23 protein-coding genes are annotated in these 21,433 nt (G+C 42.0%); 13 read left to right on the top strand and 10 right to left on the bottom strand.

Features of this window, described 5'->3' with window-relative positions:
* The first annotated feature begins 466 nt into the window (after positions 1–466).
* Genes B0B05_RS13415 through B0B05_RS13405 form a run of 3 tightly spaced genes read left to right on the top strand, consistent with a single transcriptional unit; the run spans position 467 to position 6,330 of the window.
* Positions 467–1,732 carry a TlpA family protein disulfide reductase gene (locus tag B0B05_RS13415; RefSeq protein ID WP_084173979.1) on the top strand — a complete coding sequence of 422 codons (1,266 nt, stop codon included), beginning with the start codon at positions 467–469 and terminating at the stop codon, positions 1,730–1,732.
* A 36-nt stretch (positions 1,733–1,768) separates the two neighbouring features.
* A complete protein-coding gene (locus B0B05_RS13410; RefSeq protein WP_076784129.1) occupies positions 1,769–4,957 on the top strand; it encodes a SusC/RagA family TonB-linked outer membrane protein in 3,189 nt (1,062 codons plus the stop codon).
* Between the two features lie 17 nt (positions 4,958–4,974).
* On the top strand, positions 4,975–6,330 hold the full coding sequence (locus B0B05_RS13405; RefSeq protein WP_084173978.1) for a RagB/SusD family nutrient uptake outer membrane protein: 1,356 nt from the start codon (positions 4,975–4,977) through the stop codon (positions 6,328–6,330).
* A gap of 36 nt (positions 6,331–6,366) precedes the next feature.
* On the opposite strand, the gene B0B05_RS13400 is transcribed toward B0B05_RS13405, so the two are convergent.
* The 3 genes from B0B05_RS13400 to B0B05_RS16670 form a co-directional block, all read right to left on the bottom strand.
* Complete coding sequence (locus B0B05_RS13400; RefSeq protein WP_143746034.1) at positions 6,367–6,675, bottom strand: hypothetical protein; 309 nt, start codon at positions 6,673–6,675, stop codon at positions 6,367–6,369.
* A gap of 276 nt (positions 6,676–6,951) precedes the next feature.
* On the bottom strand, positions 6,952–7,395 hold the full coding sequence (locus tag B0B05_RS13390; RefSeq protein ID WP_076784125.1) for a MauE/DoxX family redox-associated membrane protein: 444 nt from the start codon (positions 7,393–7,395) through the stop codon (positions 6,952–6,954).
* Positions 7,396–7,415: 20 nt separating this feature from the next.
* Complete coding sequence (locus B0B05_RS16670; protein WP_159435882.1) at positions 7,416–7,577, bottom strand: hypothetical protein; 162 nt, start codon at positions 7,575–7,577, stop codon at positions 7,416–7,418.
* Between the two features lie 378 nt (positions 7,578–7,955).
* Here B0B05_RS16670 and B0B05_RS13380 point away from each other — a divergent pair, with 378 nt between their 5' ends.
* A complete protein-coding gene (locus B0B05_RS13380) occupies positions 7,956–9,659 on the top strand; it encodes a helix-turn-helix domain-containing protein (RefSeq protein ID WP_076784123.1) in 1,704 nt (567 codons plus the stop codon).
* 96 nt (positions 9,660–9,755) lie between these two features.
* Here the strand turns inward: B0B05_RS13380 and B0B05_RS13375 are convergent, their stop codons facing one another.
* The 3 genes from B0B05_RS13375 to B0B05_RS17055 all read right to left on the bottom strand — a co-directional run bounded on the left by B0B05_RS13375 (position 9,756) and on the right by B0B05_RS17055 (position 11,038).
* Complete coding sequence (locus tag B0B05_RS13375; RefSeq protein ID WP_076784122.1) at positions 9,756–10,421, bottom strand: TetR/AcrR family transcriptional regulator; 666 nt, start codon at positions 10,419–10,421, stop codon at positions 9,756–9,758.
* A 362-nt stretch (positions 10,422–10,783) separates the two neighbouring features.
* A complete protein-coding gene (locus tag B0B05_RS17060; protein ID WP_262488159.1) occupies positions 10,784–10,909 on the bottom strand; it encodes a hypothetical protein in 126 nt (41 codons plus the stop codon).
* On the bottom strand, positions 10,910–11,038 hold the full coding sequence (locus B0B05_RS17055) for a hypothetical protein (protein ID WP_262488158.1): 129 nt from the start codon (positions 11,036–11,038) through the stop codon (positions 10,910–10,912). It lies immediately after the preceding gene.
* 163 nt (positions 11,039–11,201) lie between these two features.
* On the opposite strand from B0B05_RS17055, the gene B0B05_RS13370 reads away from it, so the two are divergent.
* Positions 11,202–11,762, top strand: coding sequence for a helix-turn-helix domain-containing protein (locus B0B05_RS13370; protein ID WP_076784121.1), 561 nt, complete (start codon positions 11,202–11,204; stop codon positions 11,760–11,762).
* 427 nt (positions 11,763–12,189) lie between these two features.
* Entirely contained in the window at positions 12,190–13,296 is a 1,107-nt protein-coding gene (locus B0B05_RS13365; RefSeq protein WP_076784120.1) for a calcium:cation antiporter, read from the top strand.
* A gap of 379 nt (positions 13,297–13,675) precedes the next feature.
* On the opposite strand, the gene B0B05_RS13355 is transcribed toward B0B05_RS13365, so the two are convergent.
* Positions 13,676–14,215: a Crp/Fnr family transcriptional regulator gene (locus tag B0B05_RS13355; RefSeq protein WP_159435881.1), complete on the bottom strand. Its 540-nt coding sequence runs from the start codon at positions 14,213–14,215 to the stop codon at positions 13,676–13,678.
* Positions 14,216–14,472: 257 nt separating this feature from the next.
* Between B0B05_RS13355 and B0B05_RS13350 the strand changes: the two genes are divergently transcribed.
* Positions 14,473–15,780, top strand: a complete 1,308-nt coding sequence (locus B0B05_RS13350; protein WP_076784117.1) for an NAD(P)/FAD-dependent oxidoreductase — start codon at positions 14,473–14,475, stop codon at positions 15,778–15,780.
* Here the strand turns inward: B0B05_RS13350 and B0B05_RS16345 are convergent.
* Positions 15,777–16,142 (bottom strand): Crp/Fnr family transcriptional regulator, encoded by a 366-nt coding sequence (locus tag B0B05_RS16345; RefSeq protein ID WP_084173977.1) that lies wholly within the window; start codon positions 16,140–16,142, stop codon positions 15,777–15,779. The two genes, B0B05_RS13350 and B0B05_RS16345, sit on opposite strands and share 4 nt — an antisense overlap.
* Positions 16,139–16,372, bottom strand: a complete 234-nt coding sequence (locus B0B05_RS17270) for a cyclic nucleotide-binding domain-containing protein (protein ID WP_084173976.1) — start codon at positions 16,370–16,372, stop codon at positions 16,139–16,141. The genes B0B05_RS16345 and B0B05_RS17270 overlap by 4 nt, the downstream gene beginning before the upstream one ends.
* Before the next feature lie 364 nt (positions 16,373–16,736).
* On the opposite strand from B0B05_RS17270, the gene B0B05_RS13340 reads away from it, so the two are divergent.
* Both B0B05_RS13340 and B0B05_RS13335 read left to right on the top strand, forming a co-directional pair.
* Positions 16,737–17,336 carry a Crp/Fnr family transcriptional regulator gene (locus B0B05_RS13340; RefSeq protein WP_084173975.1) on the top strand — a complete coding sequence of 200 codons (600 nt, stop codon included), beginning with the start codon at positions 16,737–16,739 and terminating at the stop codon, positions 17,334–17,336.
* A gap of 133 nt (positions 17,337–17,469) precedes the next feature.
* Positions 17,470–17,928: a low affinity iron permease family protein gene (locus tag B0B05_RS13335; RefSeq protein WP_076784116.1), complete on the top strand. Its 459-nt coding sequence runs from the start codon at positions 17,470–17,472 to the stop codon at positions 17,926–17,928.
* Positions 17,929–18,072: 144 nt separating this feature from the next.
* On the opposite strand, the gene B0B05_RS13330 is transcribed toward B0B05_RS13335, so the two are convergent.
* Complete coding sequence (locus B0B05_RS13330) at positions 18,073–18,531, bottom strand: PA2169 family four-helix-bundle protein (protein WP_076784115.1); 459 nt, start codon at positions 18,529–18,531, stop codon at positions 18,073–18,075.
* A gap of 401 nt (positions 18,532–18,932) precedes the next feature.
* Here B0B05_RS13330 and B0B05_RS13325 point away from each other — a divergent pair, with 401 nt between their 5' ends.
* From B0B05_RS13325 to B0B05_RS16470, 4 genes are all read left to right on the top strand, one after another.
* The gene (locus B0B05_RS13325; RefSeq protein WP_076784114.1) at positions 18,933–19,682 is read left to right on the top strand and encodes a KGG domain-containing protein; all 750 of its coding nucleotides are present in this window, start codon (positions 18,933–18,935) and stop codon (positions 19,680–19,682) included.
* 74 nt (positions 19,683–19,756) lie between these two features.
* The gene (locus tag B0B05_RS13320; RefSeq protein WP_076784113.1) at positions 19,757–20,362 is read left to right on the top strand and encodes a DUF892 family protein; all 606 of its coding nucleotides are present in this window, start codon (positions 19,757–19,759) and stop codon (positions 20,360–20,362) included.
* 117 nt (positions 20,363–20,479) lie between these two features.
* Positions 20,480–20,803, top strand: a complete 324-nt coding sequence (locus B0B05_RS13315; protein WP_394332788.1) for an alpha/beta hydrolase fold domain-containing protein — start codon at positions 20,480–20,482, stop codon at positions 20,801–20,803.
* A gap of 132 nt (positions 20,804–20,935) precedes the next feature.
* Entirely contained in the window at positions 20,936–21,148 is a 213-nt protein-coding gene (locus B0B05_RS16470; protein ID WP_143746032.1) for a hypothetical protein, read from the top strand.
* Positions 21,149–21,433: the final 285 nt, after the last annotated feature.

Raw genomic sequence — 21,433 nt, 5'->3', positions numbered from 1 at the left:
GATGCTTCGAGAACCTCAGCATGACAGTAGTGTAGAGATGGCGTCGTCGTCGTAGCTCCTCCTCGCCATGACAAACCATTAACAAATAAAGTATGAAAAAATACAACAACAGCACGTAAAATCTACACCGTATTTGTCATTTCGTAGGAATCTCAAATGTAATTGTAGAGATGCTTAAAGCATGACAAAGATACCGCGTGATGCTTCGAGAGCCTCAGCATGACAGTAGTGTAGGGATGGCTTCGTCGTCGTAGCTCCTCCTCGCCATGACAACCCTTTAACAAAACAAAGTATGAAAAATTACAACAACAGCACCTGAGGATTTTGTACAATGTATAATGTAAAAAGTACAACGTACTTCATACATCCGACATTGTACAAAAAAAAGCCCTTTCCGCAAAGTTTGGCGACCACGCAGGAAAGAGCAGCGTTACCCATTATTACTAACCAATAACATTACAAAACTATGCAAAAAAAGTTTTGCAGGCGGCTCCTGTCCCTTGCACTAACGGGAATGGCATTTCTTGCCCAATCCCAAAACCCCTTAAAGATTGGCGATGCCCTCCCCAAACAGTTCTGGGAGACGCCCCTCCAGATGGTCAACACCCCACAGAAAAGCACCACCTTATCTGCTGATAAAGACAAACTGATCCTCCTGGATTTTTGGAACACGTGGTGCAGTGCCTGCATCCTCAACTTCCCCAAGATGGAGGAACTGCAAAAGCAGTTTGGTGATAAAATTAAGATACTAGCCATCAGCAACCAGGACCGCGCCACGCTGGAGAAGTTTTTTGCCTCCAAGAATGGCAGCAAGTACAACGCTGTCAAATCTATTGCAGATGATAAATTGATGCAAAAGATGTTCCCGCATATTGGCGTACCATTTATCGTATGGATTAAGGGTGGAAAGCTACTCAACACCACCGATGCGGAGCAGGTGAATGAGAAAGCAATCAAAGAAATATTAGGTGGGGAACAATCTTCCCTGCAGACAGTTGTACAAATGGATAGGGAGAAACCTCTGATGCTGTCTGACAATTTTGAAAGGGAAAAGAGTCTGAAGATGGTGAGCTATTCTCTGTTGGCTAAAGGTAAAATAAGAGGGATGGGGTCGGGTACCGGGTACCACAGATCAGGTAAAGTTGTCTACGGCAGGCAGTTTACAAACCTGTCTCTATATGACATAATGATTGCAATTGTGGATGACATCTTCCAGCTAAACCAACAGCCATTTACCGATAAAAACATGGCTATTTCCCAGCAGGATGCAGCGGTTTTAAGAGGTGCAATATCTGATAGTGAGCTTTACAATTACGAATATATTGTGCCAACTGACAGCGCAGATCATCTTTATAAAGACATGCTTGAAGGCTTAAATAGGTTCACGGATTATACCTTCGGCCTATCTAAGAAAACCATGCGATGTTTTGTTCTGAAAAGAACATCTGTGGAAGATAAGATTGCGACAAAACATAACAAAACAAAGTTCTTGTTTTCAAAAGATCACACGGATTTGCAAGCTGCTACCATGTACTCGTTGGCGAACAGTTTTTCCCAGCTTGACTACATCAACCTCCCGGTAGTTAACGCAACAAATTATCATGGCAGGATCGATTTTGTGATGAATGGGGTGCACAGTTTAGAAATGCTCCGAAAGGCACTTAACAATTATGATCTGGATCTGGCAGAAGAAGATTACAGTGTTGATTTTCTAGTTGTAACAAAGAAATAGTACCATAAGCAGCTTGCAATTTTAAAACTTGAAACAATGAAAAAAATACTACTATTGGCCATTTTATATACTTTGCCATTCTATTCCCAGCAGATTATAAGGGGAAAGATAGTGGATGGCAGCACTAAGGAGCCTGTAAAAGGTGTGGTCGCAAAGGTCGCAGGATCAACTATTTACGCAGCCACAAATAAAGATGGAGAATTCTCACTTGAGACCAGTTCCTCTATTGTCCAACTTGAAATTATCAAGAATGGCTACGAGAAAGAAATAATCAGCCTTTCTGGAAAGCAGGAATTGCCTCTAATAATAAAAATTAGGGAAAAGATGACGGATATTGATGCCGTAGCAATCTATACAGGCTACCAAAAGCTACCCAAAGAAAGGCTTACGGGCTCATTTTCTACCGTTGACAAAGCGCTTCTCAACGAGCAGGTTGGCCCCACTGTCCTCGACAGGCTTGCCAATGTGGGCAACAGTATCACAGTAGACCGAGGGACCTCTTCGGGACGTAGCCAAATAATGGTGCGGGGATTGAGTACGATACAAGGCCCCAAATCACCACTCATTATCCTGGATAACTTTCCTTATGAGGGTTCTTTGGACAATATCAATCCCAACACAGTTGACAATATAAGCATACTGAAAGATGCTGCAGCAACCAGCATATGGGGCGCTAGGGCAGCCAATGGCGTTATTGTGATAACAACCAAGAAAGGTTCTTTTAATAAAGCGGTGAAGGTTGAGTTCTCTGCGGTAACAACAGTGTCGGGCAAGCCGGACCTAAACCGCTTGAGAACGATTTCGTCGTCGGATTTTATTGATGCCGAGATCGAATTGTTTAAAAGGGGGTTCTATAATACAGCTATAAATTCTTCAAGTCATCCTGTACTGTCTCCCGTTGTTGAATTACTTAACAAAGAAAAAAAGGGATTAATAACGCCCGATGAAAGCGCTAGGCAGATTGATGAATTAAGGCACATTGATTCCAGAAGCCAATTTAAGAAATATATGTATCAGCCATTGGAAAACCGTCAATACTACCTTGGATTGTCGGGAGGTACAGACCGTCTGTCTTGGTTATCATCGGTCGGTTATGATGATAACAGCGGATACTTAGGAGAAAAGTACAGTAGGATTACTGCCAATTTGCAGAATGAGTATCGTGTGAATAATAAACTTGCTCTGAGCACTGGTATAACCTATACCAATGTGATGACACAAAGCGGTAGGTCGCCATTCGGTTCCGTCACAATGAAAAATGGAGGAGCCGTCCCCTACATGCGATTGGCAGACAGTAATGGAAACCCGATGGTAGTCCCGAGTATCTACAGTCAGTCTTTTAAAGAATCTTTAAGTAATTACGGACTCGCAGACTGGAACTACTACCCACTGACAGATTGGGCGATGGACACAAAGCGTAGCAGTAATTCTGAATTTATAGGCAATGTGGCATTAACATATAAAATTATAGATGGATTGGAAGCAGAAGTCAGGTACCAGTATTTAAGACTGGCGTCCGCAGATAACAACCTTCACGATAAATATAGTTTCTATGCCAGGAATTATATTAATCGCTTTGCTCAAATAACACAGGATAACACTATTACATTGGTGGTTCCCGAAGGGGCGATATTGGATCGCAAGACTGCGATGGCAGATGCTCAAAATTTGAGGGGTCAGGTTAATTATAACAAACAGTGGGGTAGCCATGCCATCAGTGCAATATTTGGCGCAGAAAGCAGGGGAAGCAGAACGATGGTTGATCAAGACCGATACTATGGTTTCCAACCTGATCATCTAAATATAGGGGCCGTAGACTACACAAGCTCTTATCCACTTTTTACAGGAGGTTCCGAATATATTCAAAAAGGTTATGATTTAGTAGAGCGTAATACCCGATACGCATCACTGTTTTCTAATGCATCTTATACTTTAAATAAAAAATATACAATAACAGGTAGTGTGCGACGGGATGCAAGTAATCTTTTTGGCCTGAAAACAAATGACAGGTGGAATCCCTTCTGGTCAGCCGGCATCGCGTGGAATATCTCACGTGAAAACCTTTATCACTTTAGGGGGCTTCCTCAGCTTACTTTTAGAGCCTCTTACGGCTTTAACGGGAATATCAATCCAGCAATGGTTGCAGTTAGCACTATAGCTTATGATAATCAGAACTCACAATACACCGGTACTGCTATGGCAAGGTTTGATAATTATTATAACCCTGACCTGAGGTGGGAGACCTCCAAAATGATCAATTTCGGGATAGACTTCTCTACAGCAGATAATAGGATCAATGGTAGTCTGGAGTATTTCACGAAAAAGGGTTCCAACCTATTTGGGCAACAGATGCTTGATGCTACGGTTGGTATCGATTATCTGGTGTCTAATGTGGCTTCCTCTAAAGGACATGGTTTTGACATAGAAATTAAGAGTTTGAATATGCAGGGGAACCTAAAGTGGAATACCGTACTGAATATAAGCAGTTATAAAGACGAGGTGATTAACTATAATCTATATAATACATTGGCCAGCTCATATATTGGTAACAGTAGTTCGGTTCCGATTACCGGTGTCGTAGGACATCCCGTTTATTCGATATATGCGTATAAATGGGCAGGCTTAGATCCTTTGAACGGTGACCCAAGGGGTTATCTTAATGGTGAAGTAAGTAAAGATTATATCAACCTTACCGGTACAGCTACATCCTTGGAAGATCTGAAGTTTTTTGGTTCTGCAATTCCTACTTTTTATGGGTCATTTTTAAATTCATGGTCCTATAAAAATGTGACAGTTGATGTAGGGATATCATTTAAAATGGGATATTGGTTTAGAAGAAGTTCCATTAATTATACAAGCCTTTTTACTGATTGGAGGGGGCATAGTGACTATAAAGACAGATGGTTGAAACCCGGAGATGAGAGCTTTACCGATATCCCCTCAAATATTTACAAAACAAACTCCATGAGGGATTCTTTTTACAATGGCTCAAGTGTATTAGTAGAAAAAGGTGATCATATTCGTTTAAACTACATTAACCTTTCTTATCAATTGCCAAATACCAAGAGCCATCCTTTTAGTAGCATGAAAATCTTTGTTAATCTTGCCAATATTGGTTTGATCTGGAAGGCCAATAAGCATAATATAGACCCTGATTATAATCTTGGCGACTACACCATTCGTTCTCCTTCAACATTTTCATTGGGGCTACAAACAACTTTCTAAACACAAAATATAAAATTATGAAATTTAAAAAATTGGTTTATTTGCAGATATTTCTTTTTATGAGTTTGGGGTGTGAAAGATTTCTAAATGAGAAATCTGACCTCAGCCTTGCCACACCAGAGACTCTGGAAGAAAATCAGGCATTGCTTGATCGGTCGATTGACAATAATGAAAACTTTGCTGTTAGTGGGTTATTATCATCTGATGATGTTTATTTGACATCTGATGATTATAATGGTTTGGATTATGAAGAAGATAAGAGGTTGTATGTATGGCAGCCGGATCATGTAGCTGTGAGCCAAAGTGAGGGTAATGACTGGGTTTCCTGTTTTAGGGGGATTTATATTGCCAATACGGTGCTATACAATATAGAGCATTATAAAATAAAGAATGCTGATAATGTGAAGGGACAGGCATTTTTTTTCCGGGGAATTAGATACCTTGATGCTGCTCAGATCTGGTGCCTTGCTTATGATCCTGCAAAAGCTGACAACATTCTAGGTTTACCATTACGCCTGGATCCAAATATGAATACACCATCTGTAAGATCGACCTTAAGAGAAACTTACATCCAAATAATATCTGATCTTAAAATTGCTGCGGATCTACTGCCAAATTCACAGGTTGCCTTAAGTCGTCCCACAAAAGCAGCAGCATGGGCTTTTTTAGCAAGGGCATATCTTTATATAGGTGACTATAGCAATGCTTTGGAATATGCCAAACGAGTTCTGGATATAAACAGTGCATTAATGGATTTTAATGACCTTAGTTTTGCGGATCTATTTCCTATTAGTCTTAATAATGAGGAAGTTCTAGTTTTCTCAAATATGCGGTTCACTTCAATTGTTAATGCGAATAGTTCTTACGCCAAGATTGATAAAGACATATATGATTCTTATGATACTAATGACTTGAGAAAATATGTTTATTTTAAGGAAAATGCAGACGGAGCAATTGTTTTTAATGGCAGTTATGCTGCTCAAGAATATGTGATTTCCTCAACTATTTCCAAGGATGAACTTTACCTTATTGCGGCAGAAGCATATGCCCAAGGCAATAATATACCAATGGCCTTAGATATGTTAAACACATTATTGCTGAAGAGATGGAAACAGGACACTTATATACCTTATGCCTCAAATTCTAAGACTGAGGTTCTGGAGATAATAAGTAAGGAGAGGCGTAAAGAGTTGATATTTAGGGGCACGCGATGGGCTGATATAAAAAGATACAATCGTGATGGTGCTAATATTACGCTTACAAGAATTATTAATAATAATATTTATAGTTTACCTGCCAATGATTTAAGGTTTGCAATTGCCATTCCCGAGGAAGTCATTAAGGTGTCAAATATGGTACAAAATCCAAGATGATAAAATGGAGGCTAACAAAGGTAGCCTCCACTTTCATTAAAGTTTTCTGTTAATACTCATATTTAACACCTGCGTGTTATTTTTACCTGAGAGCACGTCATCAAGACTGCTATCATCAGGGACACTTATCTCACAAGGCCTACTACCATTTGTAATACAGCCACCACTATTACTAGTTCCATAATTGTTGGGGTTAGCAAATGCCCCAGGAGCTGTTGAGTTGCTGTTATAAAAATAGGAGGTAGCAGCCTTTTTCTCCATAGTCTTAAAAGACATGACGCCGCCAGCGAATACCACTGCGGCTATAGCCACCGCATGGGTTTTTAAAAATGAACTCAGTTTCATAATTATGGTCTTTTTATACATCAAAAAAGATTACCTTAAAAACTTTAAAGACCGGCCCGGGTTTAGGAATCGTGCAACACTGGTTTTTATAGGATTGACAAACCATTGTGTTGCCAGTTTTTGTATATTTGAGATACGGTACTTCCGTTTTCCGTACCGGTCGGGTTAAATTAAACATTTTAAAATCTTTGGGGTTCAGGCGGCTTTCGGCCATCTGATTCTAAAGTGAAACAAAATAAACGAAGTCAGTCCAATCTTCCACAGCAGTGTGCTGCGCTAACATGCATCGACAGGCCTGTCGTATGATCTCTTTTTTCGGCTCGTCAGCCATCCCGTCGCAGCCAAAACCACGCATACAAGGTTAAATGCTAAATGCTGAGGCCAACTCATCCTCTCCAGCAGACCGCCGCAGGTGCAGGGGAGTGCCGAGCCACGCATCAGGAACCACAGGATATAACCACTGAACAGCAACATCAGCAGAAAACCGACTGCCAGTCCGGCCCTTTGGGTCCGGCGGTAGCAGAGCATGGCTGCCACCAGCAGCTCAGCCAACACAACACTGTCAGCCACCAAGCCGGCATAAGCACCCAGCAGGGGAGACTGCGCCAGCTGCACCCGGAAGTTATCAAAGTCCATCAGCTTGCTCACCGCGGCATAGGTGAATAACACGATGAAAAAGCCTATGACAGACTGTTCAAAATATGATTGCGGCCTTGCCATCAAATGCTCTATTTTAATGATTATTGTTTTGACAGTGGCCTGATAATCCAGTTGTCCCTGTCTTTGGGTGGGTCCGGCTCAGTTTCTTCCTTATGTGCAGCTGTACCGCTGCTGTCTGTAGCTACTGTGCCCGCATCACGATGATAGCGCTCGCTGCTGATAGGGGAAGGGGCACTCTGCATGTCGGGAAACCCCTGCCATTCTTCTTCGCGGCAAGAGCCAATGCTGATAAAGCAGATCATACCGCATACAAAACGTGTTGTTTTTGATGTCATAATTTCTTAATTTTTAGAGATTAATAAAGGCAGCTGCTCGAAGGAATTCCGAGGCTAAGGTAGAGGCTTATTTGAAAATATCGGAAACCTGCCTGCACCAATTTATAAATTGGCAGGCACCTATTTTATAAATTGATGCATCTGTTTTTAAAGTTCAATTAACTGGATATTAATTGATTGTGATTTTTAATCATTGCGAGATAGGTAGCGTATTTGGCAAAACTTGTCTGGTGTATGTTCTTTACCTAATTTTAGGTTAAAATATAGCATTGATAAATTTTTACCATGAAAATAACCATAGGATTGAAAAGGTGCGCTCTGATCCTGGTATTTACTTGCGGATTTCTAAAAGCAGGGGATTATGAAAGTTTGCGGGCGCGTTACAGTAATTTTGAAGATAATGATGAAAGGGCATTTCGGTTTGTGGATGCCTATATCAGACAGGCTAAAAACAAGAAAGCCTACAATGAGCTTGCCCAGGCCTATCGGGATGCGGCAAGTTTTTCTGTAAAACATAAACTGGCCTATGCAGATAGTGCCATAGACGCAGCCCAACGCAGTTGTGATCCTGACATTCTTGGTAATGCTTATCTTACCAAGGGCAGTATATTTTACTTTACCCTGCGGCAATACCGAAGCGCATTGGATGCGTATCTTAAGGCATGGGCCTACCTCAAGAAGTCTGATAATCGCTATCTATATTACAAAAACATATACCATATTGCTTTAGTAAAAAGCTATTTGGGCGATAATGATGAAGCGTTACGTTTATACGACTGGTGCCTTAGCTTCTATAAGATATGCAAATTGCAAAAAGAAGGTACCAATAAGAAATATAATACGACCAAAGCTTACCTCAACACCATTCATCAGGCGGCTGTCTGCCTGCTTCGGGAAAAAAAAATACCTGAAGTGGAAACTTTAGTAAAGGAAGGGTTAAGCTTATGTGATAACGATCTCAATTATGATATAGAGCGGAGCTATTTTTACCAACTAAGAGGGATGCTCCATGTATTAGGGAAGAATGATGACCTGGCTCTTTGTGACCTGGAAGTAGCCTTAATGGGGATTTTAAAAAAAAATGATTTTACCAACGCAAGCCTGATCTACTTCCTGAAGTCCAAAATCTATCTCCGGCAACACCGGTTGAAGCTTGCGTACAGCAACCTGCAAAAGGTTGATTCTGTTTTTGTACACCATCACTTTGTACTGCCTGAAGCCGCTGAGGCTTATACATTGCTTATAAAGCATGCTCACAGGAAAAATGACACCGCTGCAGAATTGTACTACACCATGCAGCAAAACCGTATGGATACGATGCAGGTAGGCGATTTGAAATACCTTAATGCAAAGATGTACAAATCCAACCGTATTGAGAACCTTGATGAACCAGATCGAAGTACCGCGGCATTTATCATTTTTGGTTTGGCAGCGCTGTTGACAGCCTTTTTTGTATTCCGCATCATAATGGTGACCTTCATCCGAAAAAAAGTGAAGCGGGAAAGAATTAAAATGCTCATATTGCAGCCCCCACCAGTACCGTTGCAACTGCCTTCCGAAACTGCAGAAAAGAAAAGCACCAAACCTGCTGAAGAACTTGTGGTGAAGATCCTGCAGGGCCTCGTTAGGCTGGAGCAGGAACATTTTTACCTTAAAAAAGGCGTCCGTCTTGTGCAGGTAGCGAAACAGCTGCATACCAATACTTCTTATCTTTCTGCAATCATTAATGAATATAAAGGGTGTAATTTTAAGACCTATATCAATGATCTAAGAATCAGCTACGTGAAGAATCAGCTAATGACAAGTGCCTTGTGGCGCCATTACTCTATCGAAGATATGGCGACGGACTGTGGCTTTGCCAACCGTAATGTTTTTACGAGGGTTTTTACGCAATCGACCGGCATCACACCGGCCGAATTTGTTGCGACGCTCCGTAAGGAGCCGGCAGGTCCAACCGTGACCAAAACGCAAGCGAGTACGGCCATCTAAGATAATATTAAAACCTGCGTACACCACACCTGTAGTTTCCCGTGTACCAACATGTGGTTGCATCACACGGCCGATATCAGGCAGCAGCCGGATCTGCTAACTGTCCTGCTCTTCGGTTCCCGGGACCCCGGGTTTCAGGTTTTTAAAAGTTTGGCTGACGAGAAAGGATACGGCATCATCAATGGCGGCCCGGCCGGATTCCGATGCCAGGTCTATACCGCAGAAGACGCTGCCATTGACTGAGGCGTAGAGGTTAAGATGGTACAGGCCTGACACGAGGATGGCCATCACGGCGCGCAATGCCCCGGCGTTCTCACCAAAATAAGGGTCTGTAATATGCTGAAAGAGCAGTTCACCGGCTTTTTCCTGCTGTTCCGTCATTTTCTCCAGGCTTTTTCGGGGTTCTGACAGGCGCCATAAGAGGATCTTCTGAAGTTCTTTTTCTGCAAACACCGCCTTTGACTGTGCCAGCAGCAGGCTGGTAGCGAGTGCTTCGCCGCCGTCTGTTATCTCCTGAGGCACCTGGTCTATCCCTACATTGCTCCAGAAGTCTACCGACCGGATATAGGCATCCAGCAGGCCCTCTAAGCCACCAAAACAGGAGTAGATCATGGTCTTGTCCACACCGGCCGTGGCTGCAATATGGTTAATTTTGAGGCCGGTATACCCCTCTTTTTTCAGGATTTCACCAACAGCATTTAAGAATTTTTGTTTGCTGCGTTCTTTGTTTCGGACAGAGGCCGGCGCTTTCTTCCTTTCCATTCTGTAAAAATAAACATTGCAAAGTAATAATTAACAAAATAATAACCCACCATGTGGTGGGTTATTATTATATTTGCTAAAACAATAATCAAAAAACGAATAAAAACGCCTGGATATAAGGGGTAAAAACTAACCAACCATGATCGCATCTATTATCAAACTTGCCCTTCTCGCCCTGGCCTTTATCTTTGGCCCTGAGGGCCTGTTCGCAAAAAAACCGCCGCCGCAGGCCATGCAGGCGACAGGGAAGCAGGATCCTGTACGGCCCGTAAAAATGGCAGCCAAGCCTCCTGCGCAGAAAACATGCTGAGTGGCAGGCTGCCTGCGTCACCAACTTATAAGCATGCCAACTCACCCTATGATCACTGCGCCGCTGAAATATGTATTTTGCCATTATGTTGTATAACCGCCGGGTTCAGGACGCCTTCGTTCTCAAAACCCAGATCGGTTTTTCTGAGTATAATACCTTCTTTTTTTACGGTTGCCATCTAGGTTGCATTGCGGGATTCGTTATCCCTGTCTTTCCTTTTGTTTTGTTTGTCCTGCCGTTTCTCTTTCAGCGACTTTGCGGGAAGTGTTTTATCTGATTTTTTCTTCGTTTCCTTTTCTTTTGACATTCTGTAATTTTTTGTTGTATGTAAAGATCAATGATAAAACAAACAAAGCTTTGTAATAGTCATCCGATTTGTTACATAAATCACAGCTATTAATAATTAAAGGCTTAACTTTGGAAAAGAGGCTGTTGGCGTGAAGGCTGACCGGCTAAAATATAGTAGGATGATGAAGTTATATATCAAATATATGGTAAGCCGGCGCTGCAAAATGGCCGTTCATCAGGAACTGGAACGACTCGGTATCAGAAATGCCGTCGTGGACCTCGGCCTTATAGAAATACTGGATGGCATCACGGCTGAACAGCGGCTGGAACTGAAAGCCAACCTCCTGAAAACCGGCCTCGAACTGCTGGATGACAAAAAAAGTATCCTGATTGAAAAAATAAAAAATGCGGTCACAGAAATGATCCACCATGCAGAATCTCTGCAGAAAGAGAACTTTTCCGATTATATCAGCAGGAAGCTGGGCTACGATTATACCTACCTGGCCAACACCTTTTCTGAAGTAAAAGGGATTACCCTGCAGCAGTTTATCATCATCAACAAAATCGAAAAAGTAAAAGAACTGCTCCTGTATGATGAACTGAACCTTACCGAAATATCCTACAAGCTCAATTACAGCAGTGTCGCACACCTGTCTACCCAGTTCAAAAAAATAACAGGCCTGTCACCCTCTTTTTATAAACAGCTTAAGCACAAGCGCCTGAATAACCTGGAGGATCTCTAACAAAATGTGTGAAATATGTAACTATTTTCCAGAATTATGTAGCGCTAACCAGTGAGATACAGGTTATCTTTGATGATATAAAATACCTGCACCAGCAAGAATCGGTAAAAGCCTGAAAAGGCTGACTATTCTCTATTGACACACCAATCATACTGATATCATAAAACCAAGGAAATAGTAAATATGTTTCTAAGGCTTTATCAATGAGGGCAATGCTTTTTAAGCTTTGCCTTCTTTTTTAACAGGCCGTTGGTTAAAGCGGTATTCAGTTAAAAAAAAGTAGTTAAACAGGATTTTACGGAAAATATAAGCAGGCCATGAAGGGTTGGATCTGTACTTATTCTACACATCTTGGGGATCACTGCCTGAGAAACCTGTAAAGCCAGGGGCAGATGCGCTGTCGGGCAATTGCTGATCAATAAAAAATATGAAAAAAAAGATATACCTTTTAGGATGGACCATCGTGATGCCTATACTGGCGTGGATCGCTTATTTTGCACATTACCTGGTATCCGGGCATCTGTATTCGCTGATTTTAATCATCTTCCTTGTCGGCGCTGTTTTGGCGGCCGTTTACCATTCTGAGATTATTGCCTACCGCGTTGGGGAACCCTACGGGACTCTTTTACTGGCCTTTGCCATCACAGTCATCGAGGTGTCACTGATCATCTCTATTATGCTCAGTTCAAAAGGGCTTGAGGCTATTACCCTGGCGCGGGACACGGTTTTTGCGGCGGTTATGATTATCCTCACCGGGATTGTCGGGATCTGTATCATTGTCGGTGCGCTGCGCTACAGGCAGCAGGTTTTTACCCTGCAGGGCGTGAGTACCGCTTTGATTACGCTGATTGTGATTGTGGTATTCACGCTGATCCTGCCCAACTATACCACAAGCCATGATCAGGGAGAATACACTCCTTTTCAGCTGATATTTGTATCGCTGATCTGCTTACTGCTATACATCGGTTTTACGATGGTGCAGACGATCCGGCACCGGGCGTTTTTTATGGCGCCTATTCCCAAGCCTACTGATGAGGATGAGGATGACGACGATGACAGCCTTCCCGAAAAACCCAGCCGTAAGATGATGGCTTTCAGTATTGTATTTTTGATTTTATGCCTGGGTATTGTGGTATTGCTGGCAAAATACCTGTCCAAAGATGTGGATATGCTGGTCTTAAAAGTTGGCGCTCCCAAATCTATCGTGGGGATTATTATTGCCGGGATTGTTTTGCTTCCGGAAGGCCTTGCCGCAATGCGTGCCGCGTATAACAACCGGTTGCAGACCAGCCTCAACCTGGCATTTGGCTCGGCACTGGCGAGTATCGGGCTTAGTATTCCCGCTGTTGCTGTGGCATCCGTCATCGGTGACTTCAGGATGACACTGGGTGTCGACTTAAAATCGATGCTTCTGATGGGCTTATCATTGTTTATCATTACGATTTCCCTGGCAACAGGGCGCACCAATATTATGCAGGGAATGGTGCTGCTATCTATTTTTCTCCTTTATCTGTTTACCACACTTTTTCCATAGATTTGGTTTAAAATCCCTATATCAGGTACGGTCTAGACCTTACGATTATCGTCAATAAACCAGTGTGTGCCCCTATCAGGGCAATGGTTCTTATTATGACTGTAATCATAAACAGGGCAGCCGTGTTACGCTAGCTTTGGTGAACCAAACAATTCTATAACAGCTGCCAACAGTAAATCGTTAAACGCCGCCAGCACTTCCGCCAGGGATACTTTGAACAACCGTGATTCGGTAAGGACAAGCAGGTAAAGCTGATTTGCCTTTAAGTAAAAAAAATCAATAAACTTCTTCTTATGGCAAAATGCTATTGGAAAGACAGGTCGCAGCCAAAAGCCGGAAGCTGAAAACGGAAGGTTAAGGTGCCCCAAGAGGTAAACCGTTAATAAAACAGTTTTCTTTTAACAATTTTCACAAGGTTTTGCTGCTCCATCTGCTTAATCGTCTTGATGGCTGTCTCTACACGCATCCCGGTATAGTTAGCCATCTCCTGACGTGTCAGCGGAATCCTGAATGCAAAAGGGGCTGTTTCCGGCTGCATACCTTTCAGGTAGTCGAATAGGACCTTTAGCTTAAGCGTGGAAGACTGGGTGGCACTTTTACCCATTACATGCTGGAAATGGAGGCTTTGTGAAATGGCTTTTTTGAAATTAACACAAAGGCGGTAATCTTTCTCCAACAAGCTGAAGAATGTATTTTTAGGCAGCTTAGCTACCTGGCAGTGCGTGACTGCGATCGCATTGACAGGGCTGCCGACATCTTCCAGAAACAGCAGGTATTCGCCAATGCTCTGGCCTTCTTCATGAATGCTGTGCAGGATCTCCTTGCCACTTTCTGAGTAATTATTCAGTTTTATTTTGCCCTCTGTTATCTGGTAGTAATATTTAAGTACATCGTCTTCTTTAAAGATGAAATCCGACATTTTGTACCTGACGGTGCATGCACCAAGATCTTCTAATATAGACTTATCAATCATCATAAACAAAAAGGCATAGAAATAGTATTACCCAATTTGATCACCATAGAGACCAGCGACATTGGGTTGGTAAAGATATTTTTAAACAAAGCCCAAAAATAGGACGCGAAGGCCAATTTTATTTATGACGCAGATCATATATAAGACCGGTTGCCATGGTGATAAGTAAAGGCAATAATGAAATTTTATAAAAGCGGAAAAGCATGGAAAAACAGAATCAAAATATTGTGATCATTGGCGGTGGTTTTGCCGGAGTGGAAATGGCTGAACAACTGTTAAAAGCCGGATACCGGGGAAAAATTATACTGGTTGATAAAAATAACTACAATTTTTTTCCGCCATTGCTGTATCAGGTCGCGACAGGTTTTCTGGATATTTCCAACATCAGTTACCCGTTCAGGAAATATTTCAGGAATCACCCGGCTTTTAGATTCAGAATGGGCTCTCTTGTGGCAGTCAGGGCTGAGGACCAGGTAGCCGTCTTGGATAACGGTGAGATACACTATGATCAACTGATTATTGCCACAGGCACTGTGAGTAATTATTTTGGCAACGAGCATATCCGCCAGCATTCTTTGCCTATGAAAACCATAGGGGATGCCGTTACCCTTAAAAACCGCTTGCTGGAACGGTTGGAAGTTGCTTCCAGGCTTACAGATCAGGCGAAAAAAGACCGACTGACCACCTTTGTGATTGCCGGCGGCGGCCCTACCGGCGTGGAAATTGCCGGTATGCTGAGCGAACTCAGGAAAAATATCCTGCATAAAGATTATCCGGAACTGGCCGGTTGCAAAATGGACATCTATCTGGTGGATGGGCTGCCGGCCTTATTATCACCGATGAGCAAAAAATCGCAGGCTTATGCAAAATCCACTTTGGAGCAGATGGGGGTGATCATCAGGCTGGGGCAGGTTGTAAAAGATTACAAGGACCATGTGGTCCTTCTTGCGGACGGTACGACCATCGAGACAGACAATCTGATCTGGACAGCGGGTGTTACCGGGCAGCTGTTTGAAGGCCTTGCCAAAGAAAGTTACGGCAAAGGCAACCGGCTCCTGACCGACGCTTACAGCAGGGTGACAGGTACCGCAAATATCTATGCCATTGGCGACAGCAGCCTGATGACTGCCGATCCAGCGTTCCCCAATGGGCATCCCCAACTGGCGCAGGTGGCTTTGCAGCAGGCCGCCCAACTGGCCCATAATATCATTTCTGAAACCAAGGGCAGGGGTGCCAAAGCGTTCCGTTATAAAGACCGGGGTTCTATGGCAATTATCAGCAGGAACAAAGCTGTGGCAGACCTCACGGGACCGCTGCGTCATTTCCAGGGGTTCTTTGCATGGCTGATCTGGATCTTTGTACATCTCATGTCCTTAATCAATCTCAGGAATAAGATTACCACACTTTTTAACTGGTATAATGCCTATATCACCAGAGACCAGCCGCTGAGAATGATTATAGATGCTAAAAATAATCCGCCAGCGGAAGACAAGAGCCAGGCCAGGTTCTAATAATAAATATTTCGGTTGATAATCCTTAGGATGTTCTGTTTTTCCAGATTTTTGACGGTCCTGATAACAGTTTCCACCCGCAGGCCGGTGATAGAAGCCAACTGTTGCCTGGTGAGCGGCACCTCAAAAGAGTAGGGGCTTGTATCCGGGCTGAAGCTTTTGTGGTAGTCTAAAACGCCTCTGATCCTGACATCAGCATGCAGGGACGCATTGTTCTCCAGCATCACGAATTTATAGTACAGCCTTTCCGATAAAAAACGGTTCATATCCAGGGAGATATTCTGATGGTCATCCAGCATTTTCAGAAAATCAGGCTTGGCTAGTTTCAGAACCGTGCTTTTCTCCAGGACAACAGCATTCACGGGGTATTTTTATTAATAAAAAGTAAAAGCTCGCATACGCTGAGCCCTGGCTGTAATATCGCTAAGATTAGTTCCTTGCCTTCTTCATTATAGTGGTTGAGCTTGATCCTTCCACTGGTAATCTGATAATAATTTTTGGGTGTGTCATTCTCGTTAAATATAATATCGCCCCGTTCGAATGTCTCAGGTTCTGCCCCGTAAGATAATAATAAGTTTTCTGCAATCAGCATGGTCTTCTGTTATAGTTAATGCAATATAATGTATTTTACTATTAATGTAATAAGCTTCATGCCAAAACAGGAGAGGCCATCAACAAAAGTTCTCCTTCTTTTTAAAAAACCACCCAATCGGGTGGGTCATATCTTCATTTTACCTGTTAGGCACCAACGGGGTTTGAGCTGCGACAGGATGCTGTCATACGATCGGTACAGAATTTGATTGGTTGCCATTGCACAAATTGATAAGAACTTAATATAAGCCTTTTTAACGGCTCATGCGGGCAGTAGGTTTTGTTTAAGCAATGGCCTATTAATTATATTTTTTGCTGATTCCGGTATAAGGAATCGAATATTGGGAACTTTTTATCGAATTATTATGATTATCAATGGAAGCATTCTGGAGTCAGCCGGCTCTGTCATCGAAAATTACCAGGCCGGACAAATCATCTTTACAGAAGATGACATGCCTAAGTATTATTACCAGATCATTGAAGGTAAAATCAAACTCAACAACTATAACAACGAGGGGCGCGAAATCCTGCATAATATACTGGAGGCCGGCGAAAGCGTGGGGGAATCCCTTCTTTTTCTGTATGACTGCAGCTACCCGGTTAACGCCATTGCCATGACCTGCTGCCAGGTTTTTAAACTTTGTAAACTGGCCTTTTTTGAAATGCTGAACAGCAATCCCGGCATCAGTATGGAGATGAACAGGAATCTTTCCCAGACGCTTTATTTCAGGCAGATCATGGGGCAGATCCTGTGTACCCACAATCCTGTTTACAAAATTAAGACCTTATTGGATTATCTCAAGAGCAGTCAGCCGGAAAAGTCTTCCTTTACCTTTAAAATCCCTCTCACGCGGCAACAGATTGCAGATCTTACCGGGCTGTGCGTGGAAACCACCATCAGGACTGTGAAAGAAATGGAAAAGCAAAATATCCTGAGGATCCGTGACCGCAAAATTTTTTACTAATCAACCTACTATTTTAGCAACGCCTAAACGCCCCTTATGAAAAGTCTGGCAAAAAGCAATAGCCAGAGATGCCCCAGGCCATCAAGTGTAAACCCTAATTGTCTATTTTAATAACCCATCAATATAATTAATCATGGAATCAAAGAAAAATAAATTTGAGTGGCTTGCTGATAAAGTGACCCAATGGTCCGGCAGTTCTTATGCATTTGGTTTTGCAGCAGGAATGATTGTGGCTTGGCTCCTCTGCGGGCCGGTATTTCATTACTCCGATACCTGGCAGCTGGTCATCAATACCAGTACTACCATCATTACCTTCCTCATGGTGTTCGTCATACAAAAGTCTCAGAACAAAGATTCCAAAGCTATCCAGCTGAAGCTCAACGAACTGATTGCTGCCAGCAAAGAAGCCAGCAACCGGCTGGTAGACGTGGAAGACCTGGATGAGAAGGAGATTGATGTGCTGCACACCTTTTACGAAAAAATTTCGGATGAATGCGAAAGTGAGGATGATATCCATAAGTCCCATTCGATTGGAAAGGCGGAAGAAAACACGCGGGAGAAGATTGAAATCCAAAAAGGAAAAGGGCAATAAACCCTGTGTGAAATGATGCTTAAGCATTAAAATATCAGAAAACTTCTCAGGATCAATTTCGATCAAGCCCAGGCACAGCCTTAAAGATAAAGGTATGGGCATCAAAAAAGGAGCTGCAAGGCTCCTTTGTATAGATCAGGCCTGCTATTGTTGCCTGTTGGCCAGCTTGCCTTTGAATTCGTGCGCAGAATCTTTGATTTTCTGTAGCTGATCAGCCACTGTCTGTTTACTTTCTTCATCCAGATCGCCACTGTCTAAGGCCTGCTGATAAGCCTGTATGGCAGCGTTTTCCCCAAAAAGTACATTTTCCAGCGTAGCAGTTGGCATGCCGGACACCAGCACAGAATTTTTGATGTCGATCCAGGCCCTGTGAAGGCCACCAGCCAGCGATGCCGTATCATCCGGTTTACCGCCCCTTGCAATGATCAGATCGATCAATTCATTTTTCATCACCTTACTTTGTGAGGTCATATGCTCATAGTTGTCCTGCAGATCGTGGTTCATTTCCCAGATCTTACTTTCGACTTTTTCAAAACCTTCCAACCTGTCATTGGTAATATGCAACAGGTCATTAAGTACAGCTACTGTTTTTTGATTTTCCATTATAATTTGATTTAGTGTAATGCAAAGTTTACAAGAATGGTGCCTTTCGATTGAGCCTGTTATTATTGTTATTCACACCGCTAATATTTTTAATAAATTGTTAAAAATCGCGTGGTAATGTTAAAATTTAATACGACAATAAAACGCCTTAAACAGCTTTCTTCTAATTTATTAATGGTCTGTTTATTAGTTTTTTACAGGTGTTAATTTCAATAAAAATCTATTCCTGATATTCGTTAAAAAAAATAAGAAACAGCCCTGAATATGATTCCAGTCATATAGCTGAGTAATCCGCATCCTATAGCTTTGAATTATCACAATTTATAAAAGTTGCTGTTGCCAATACTAGTCACGGATTCAGCAATTTGATCACTTAATATTAATATTTTAAATTCAAAATTATGAACACCAGAAATTCAGGTAGCCGTTCTAACCATACGGCTAATTCTTCAAACGACACCAAATCTATTTTCGAAGAAATTTATCAACTCGGTTACGATCATGGTTTCAATGATGCTTCAGGCGACGAAGATTACGATGATGACTTCTCAGATTATGAGGACGAATATGATGATTATGAGATTTCCAACTATGATGATGATGATTATGAAGACGAGGACTATGAAGATGAAAATTATGAGGAAGAAGATGACGAAGATGATCACCGTAGTTCACGAGGAAGAGGCAATCAACAGCGGGACAGCCACGGCAGATTCTCTTCCGGCGGCGGACATACCGGTGGCGGCCAGGGATCCAGAGGCAGATCGTCGGGCTCCGGGCGAGGCAATAGCTCAGGATCTTCCGGCAGGGCCGGCGGCAGCTCCAGGAATGGTTCATCAGGCATGGGTTTTGCGTCTATGAGCAAAGCAGAACGTACAAGGATAGCCAGGATGGGCGGTGAGGCATCACACGGTGGTGGCAGATCCTCCGGGTCCGGAAGCTCTGGTTCAGGTCGAACTGGCCGTTCCGGGTCTGCCGGCAACAGCAATCACTCCAGATCCGGGAATAGTTCTTCTGGCAGAGGTTTCGCATCCCTGAGCAAAGCAGAACGTACGAGAATAGCCAGGATGGGAGGCGAGGCTTCTCATGGCGGTGGCCGGTCATCTGGTTCCGGCAGATCGGGATTTGGTGGCAGAAGGAACCATTCATAAACACCTCCCTCGATTATAATTATAATTACCTCCTTGAGAGGTAATCTTTTTAAAACCAATTAAAAATTACCATTATGGCAACAAAAACCGAAAATAACAGCGCATCCGCGGGTAAAAAAGAGCAGGAAAACCTAAGCCAGGCGAATTTGCAGAAGCAAGCCGGCAATCAGGAACAAAATATGAAAGATTCATCTCTGCATAAATTTTTTGTAGATGCCTTGAAAGATATCTATTTTGCTGAAGATGCAATTTTAGACGCTCTTGGAAAAATGGAAAGTGCCGCAACAACAGAAGAGCTGAAGGAAGTTTTTGAAGATCATCAGCTGCAGACCAAAAAACATATAAGCCGCCTGGAAAAAGTTTTCAAATTAATTGATGAAACTCCTGAAAAGAAAGAATGCAAAGCCATTGTAGGAATTATTAAAGAAGGAGAAGACATTATCAACAGTACAGAAGCAGGATCCATGACCCGCGATGTGGGATTGATTATCGCTGCCCAAAAAGTGGAACATTATGAGATTGCTACATATGGCGGCCTGGTACAACTAGCCATCACCATGAACCATGATAAGGCTGCTGATCTTCTTGACAGGACACTTGAGGAGGAAGAAGAGACAGATCTTCTGCTGACAGAGATAGCAGAGACCTCTATCAACGTGGATGCGGAACAGGAAGATTAGTCTCAATTCTAAGAGCCATATCATTTAAACTATATGGCTCTTTTTTTTATAGGTCATAATTATAGGTTACTCAATCTCATTTTCATCATCTATATCATTTTTAACCAATTATTATTGATGAAATGGATGTGGGATAATTATTTACCAGATCTCGAAACAAGAAAAGAGTATTATGCAACACCTTTCAACGCTTCTTTAGAGCAGTTAAAAGGATTGCCACCAGCATTAGTACAATTGGCGGAGAATGACATACTTTTTGACGAAGGATTAGCATATGCCAGAAAACTCGATGAAGCAGGTGTACCAACAACCATACAGACTTATAATGGATTTATCCATGACTATGGATTATTAAACCCGCTGGATCATATAGAAGCAATAAAGTTTTCTTCCGAACAGGGTGCATTAGCACTTAAAAAAGCTTTATTTGGAAAAGCTTAATTAGTCAGATTTTTTAAATATTATTTTCTAGACTTATATTTCGAAGGCGGATGAATAATTACATTCGTCTTCTTTATCTTTAAATAGACACAATACATCTCAAAAATCAAGAATAGTTTAACTAAACAAAGATTGGCAAGATTATTTTTTTTTGAGAAAGTAATTATTGATGAAAATACTTTGAATATGTTTATGTTACTGGGATTTATAAAAAAAATATTTGGAGGAAAATTAGAAAAATCTGGGGCAAGAGTAGGAGAAACTTTAGGTAATGATGAGAAGATAAATCATTTTCTAAAGGAAATTTCCTTGTTTGCTTTTGAACAACGGTTGAAAACTATTTAGCGAAAATATGTGGTTTTTTTGTGAATTTTTGGTGTTCGAATCCTGTTAGGTCATCGCAGATAAAATTTTTAAACTTTTATTAATTTAAATATAAATTTCTGGTTTTCAATCATATTGTACTTTTGTGTGGAATCAATTAAGATATTTTTGAAATAGTGTTTTTGTAATGAAAGTCTTAATTTGATCAAAGTTAACTAGTCATTCCTTAAAAAGCTAATTTTTCATTTTGAAAATTATACTTGCCTAAGAAGATTTTGAGAACAACTTCGAGCCAAAAAAGAATTT

The organism is Epilithonimonas bovis DSM 19482, from assembly GCF_900108115.1.
GTDB lineage: Bacteria > Bacteroidota > Bacteroidia > Flavobacteriales > Weeksellaceae > Epilithonimonas > Epilithonimonas bovis.
This window is presented reverse-complemented; position numbering and strand designations above follow the sequence as displayed.

Bases quoted from the DNA above. Each gene is read 5' to 3' on its own strand.
- B0B05_RS17055 (WP_262488158.1), bottom strand. From the start codon at position 11,038: ATGTCAAAAGAAAAGGAAACGAAGAAAAAATCAGATAAAACACTTCCC.
- B0B05_RS13315 (WP_394332788.1), top strand. From the start codon at position 20,480: ATGAAATGGATGTGGGATAATTATTTACCAGATCTCGAAACAAGAAAA.
- B0B05_RS13405 (WP_084173978.1), top strand. From the start codon at position 4,975: ATGAAATTTAAAAAATTGGTTTATTTGCAGATATTTCTTTTTATGAGT.
- B0B05_RS13380 (WP_076784123.1), top strand. From the start codon at position 7,956: ATGAAAATAACCATAGGATTGAAAAGGTGCGCTCTGATCCTGGTATTT.
- B0B05_RS13335 (WP_076784116.1), top strand. From the start codon at position 17,470: ATGGAATCAAAGAAAAATAAATTTGAGTGGCTTGCTGATAAAGTGACC.
- B0B05_RS13350 (WP_076784117.1), top strand. From the start codon at position 14,473: ATGGAAAAACAGAATCAAAATATTGTGATCATTGGCGGTGGTTTTGCC.
- B0B05_RS13330 (WP_076784115.1), bottom strand. From the start codon at position 18,531: ATGGAAAATCAAAAAACAGTAGCTGTACTTAATGACCTGTTGCATATT.
- B0B05_RS13400 (WP_143746034.1), bottom strand. From the start codon at position 6,675: ATGAAACTGAGTTCATTTTTAAAAACCCATGCGGTGGCTATAGCCGCA.
- B0B05_RS17060 (WP_262488159.1), bottom strand. From the start codon at position 10,909: ATGGCAACCGTAAAAAAAGAAGGTATTATACTCAGAAAAACCGATCTG.
- B0B05_RS13415 (WP_084173979.1), top strand. From the start codon at position 467: ATGCAAAAAAAGTTTTGCAGGCGGCTCCTGTCCCTTGCACTAACGGGA.
- B0B05_RS13365 (WP_076784120.1), top strand. From the start codon at position 12,190: ATGAAAAAAAAGATATACCTTTTAGGATGGACCATCGTGATGCCTATA.
- B0B05_RS13390 (WP_076784125.1), bottom strand. From the start codon at position 7,395: ATGGCAAGGCCGCAATCATATTTTGAACAGTCTGTCATAGGCTTTTTC.
- B0B05_RS13340 (WP_084173975.1), top strand. From the start codon at position 16,737: ATGATTATCAATGGAAGCATTCTGGAGTCAGCCGGCTCTGTCATCGAA.
- B0B05_RS13375 (WP_076784122.1), bottom strand. From the start codon at position 10,421: ATGGAAAGGAAGAAAGCGCCGGCCTCTGTCCGAAACAAAGAACGCAGC.
- B0B05_RS13320 (WP_076784113.1), top strand. From the start codon at position 19,757: ATGGCAACAAAAACCGAAAATAACAGCGCATCCGCGGGTAAAAAAGAG.
- B0B05_RS16670 (WP_159435882.1), bottom strand. From the start codon at position 7,577: ATGCAGAGTGCCCCTTCCCCTATCAGCAGCGAGCGCTATCATCGTGAT.
- B0B05_RS13325 (WP_076784114.1), top strand. From the start codon at position 18,933: ATGAACACCAGAAATTCAGGTAGCCGTTCTAACCATACGGCTAATTCT.
- B0B05_RS13355 (WP_159435881.1), bottom strand. From the start codon at position 14,215: ATGTCGGATTTCATCTTTAAAGAAGACGATGTACTTAAATATTACTAC.
- B0B05_RS13370 (WP_076784121.1), top strand. From the start codon at position 11,202: ATGAAGTTATATATCAAATATATGGTAAGCCGGCGCTGCAAAATGGCC.
- B0B05_RS13410 (WP_076784129.1), top strand. From the start codon at position 1,769: ATGAAAAAAATACTACTATTGGCCATTTTATATACTTTGCCATTCTAT.
- B0B05_RS17270 (WP_084173976.1), bottom strand. From the start codon at position 16,372: ATGCTGATTGCAGAAAACTTATTATTATCTTACGGGGCAGAACCTGAG.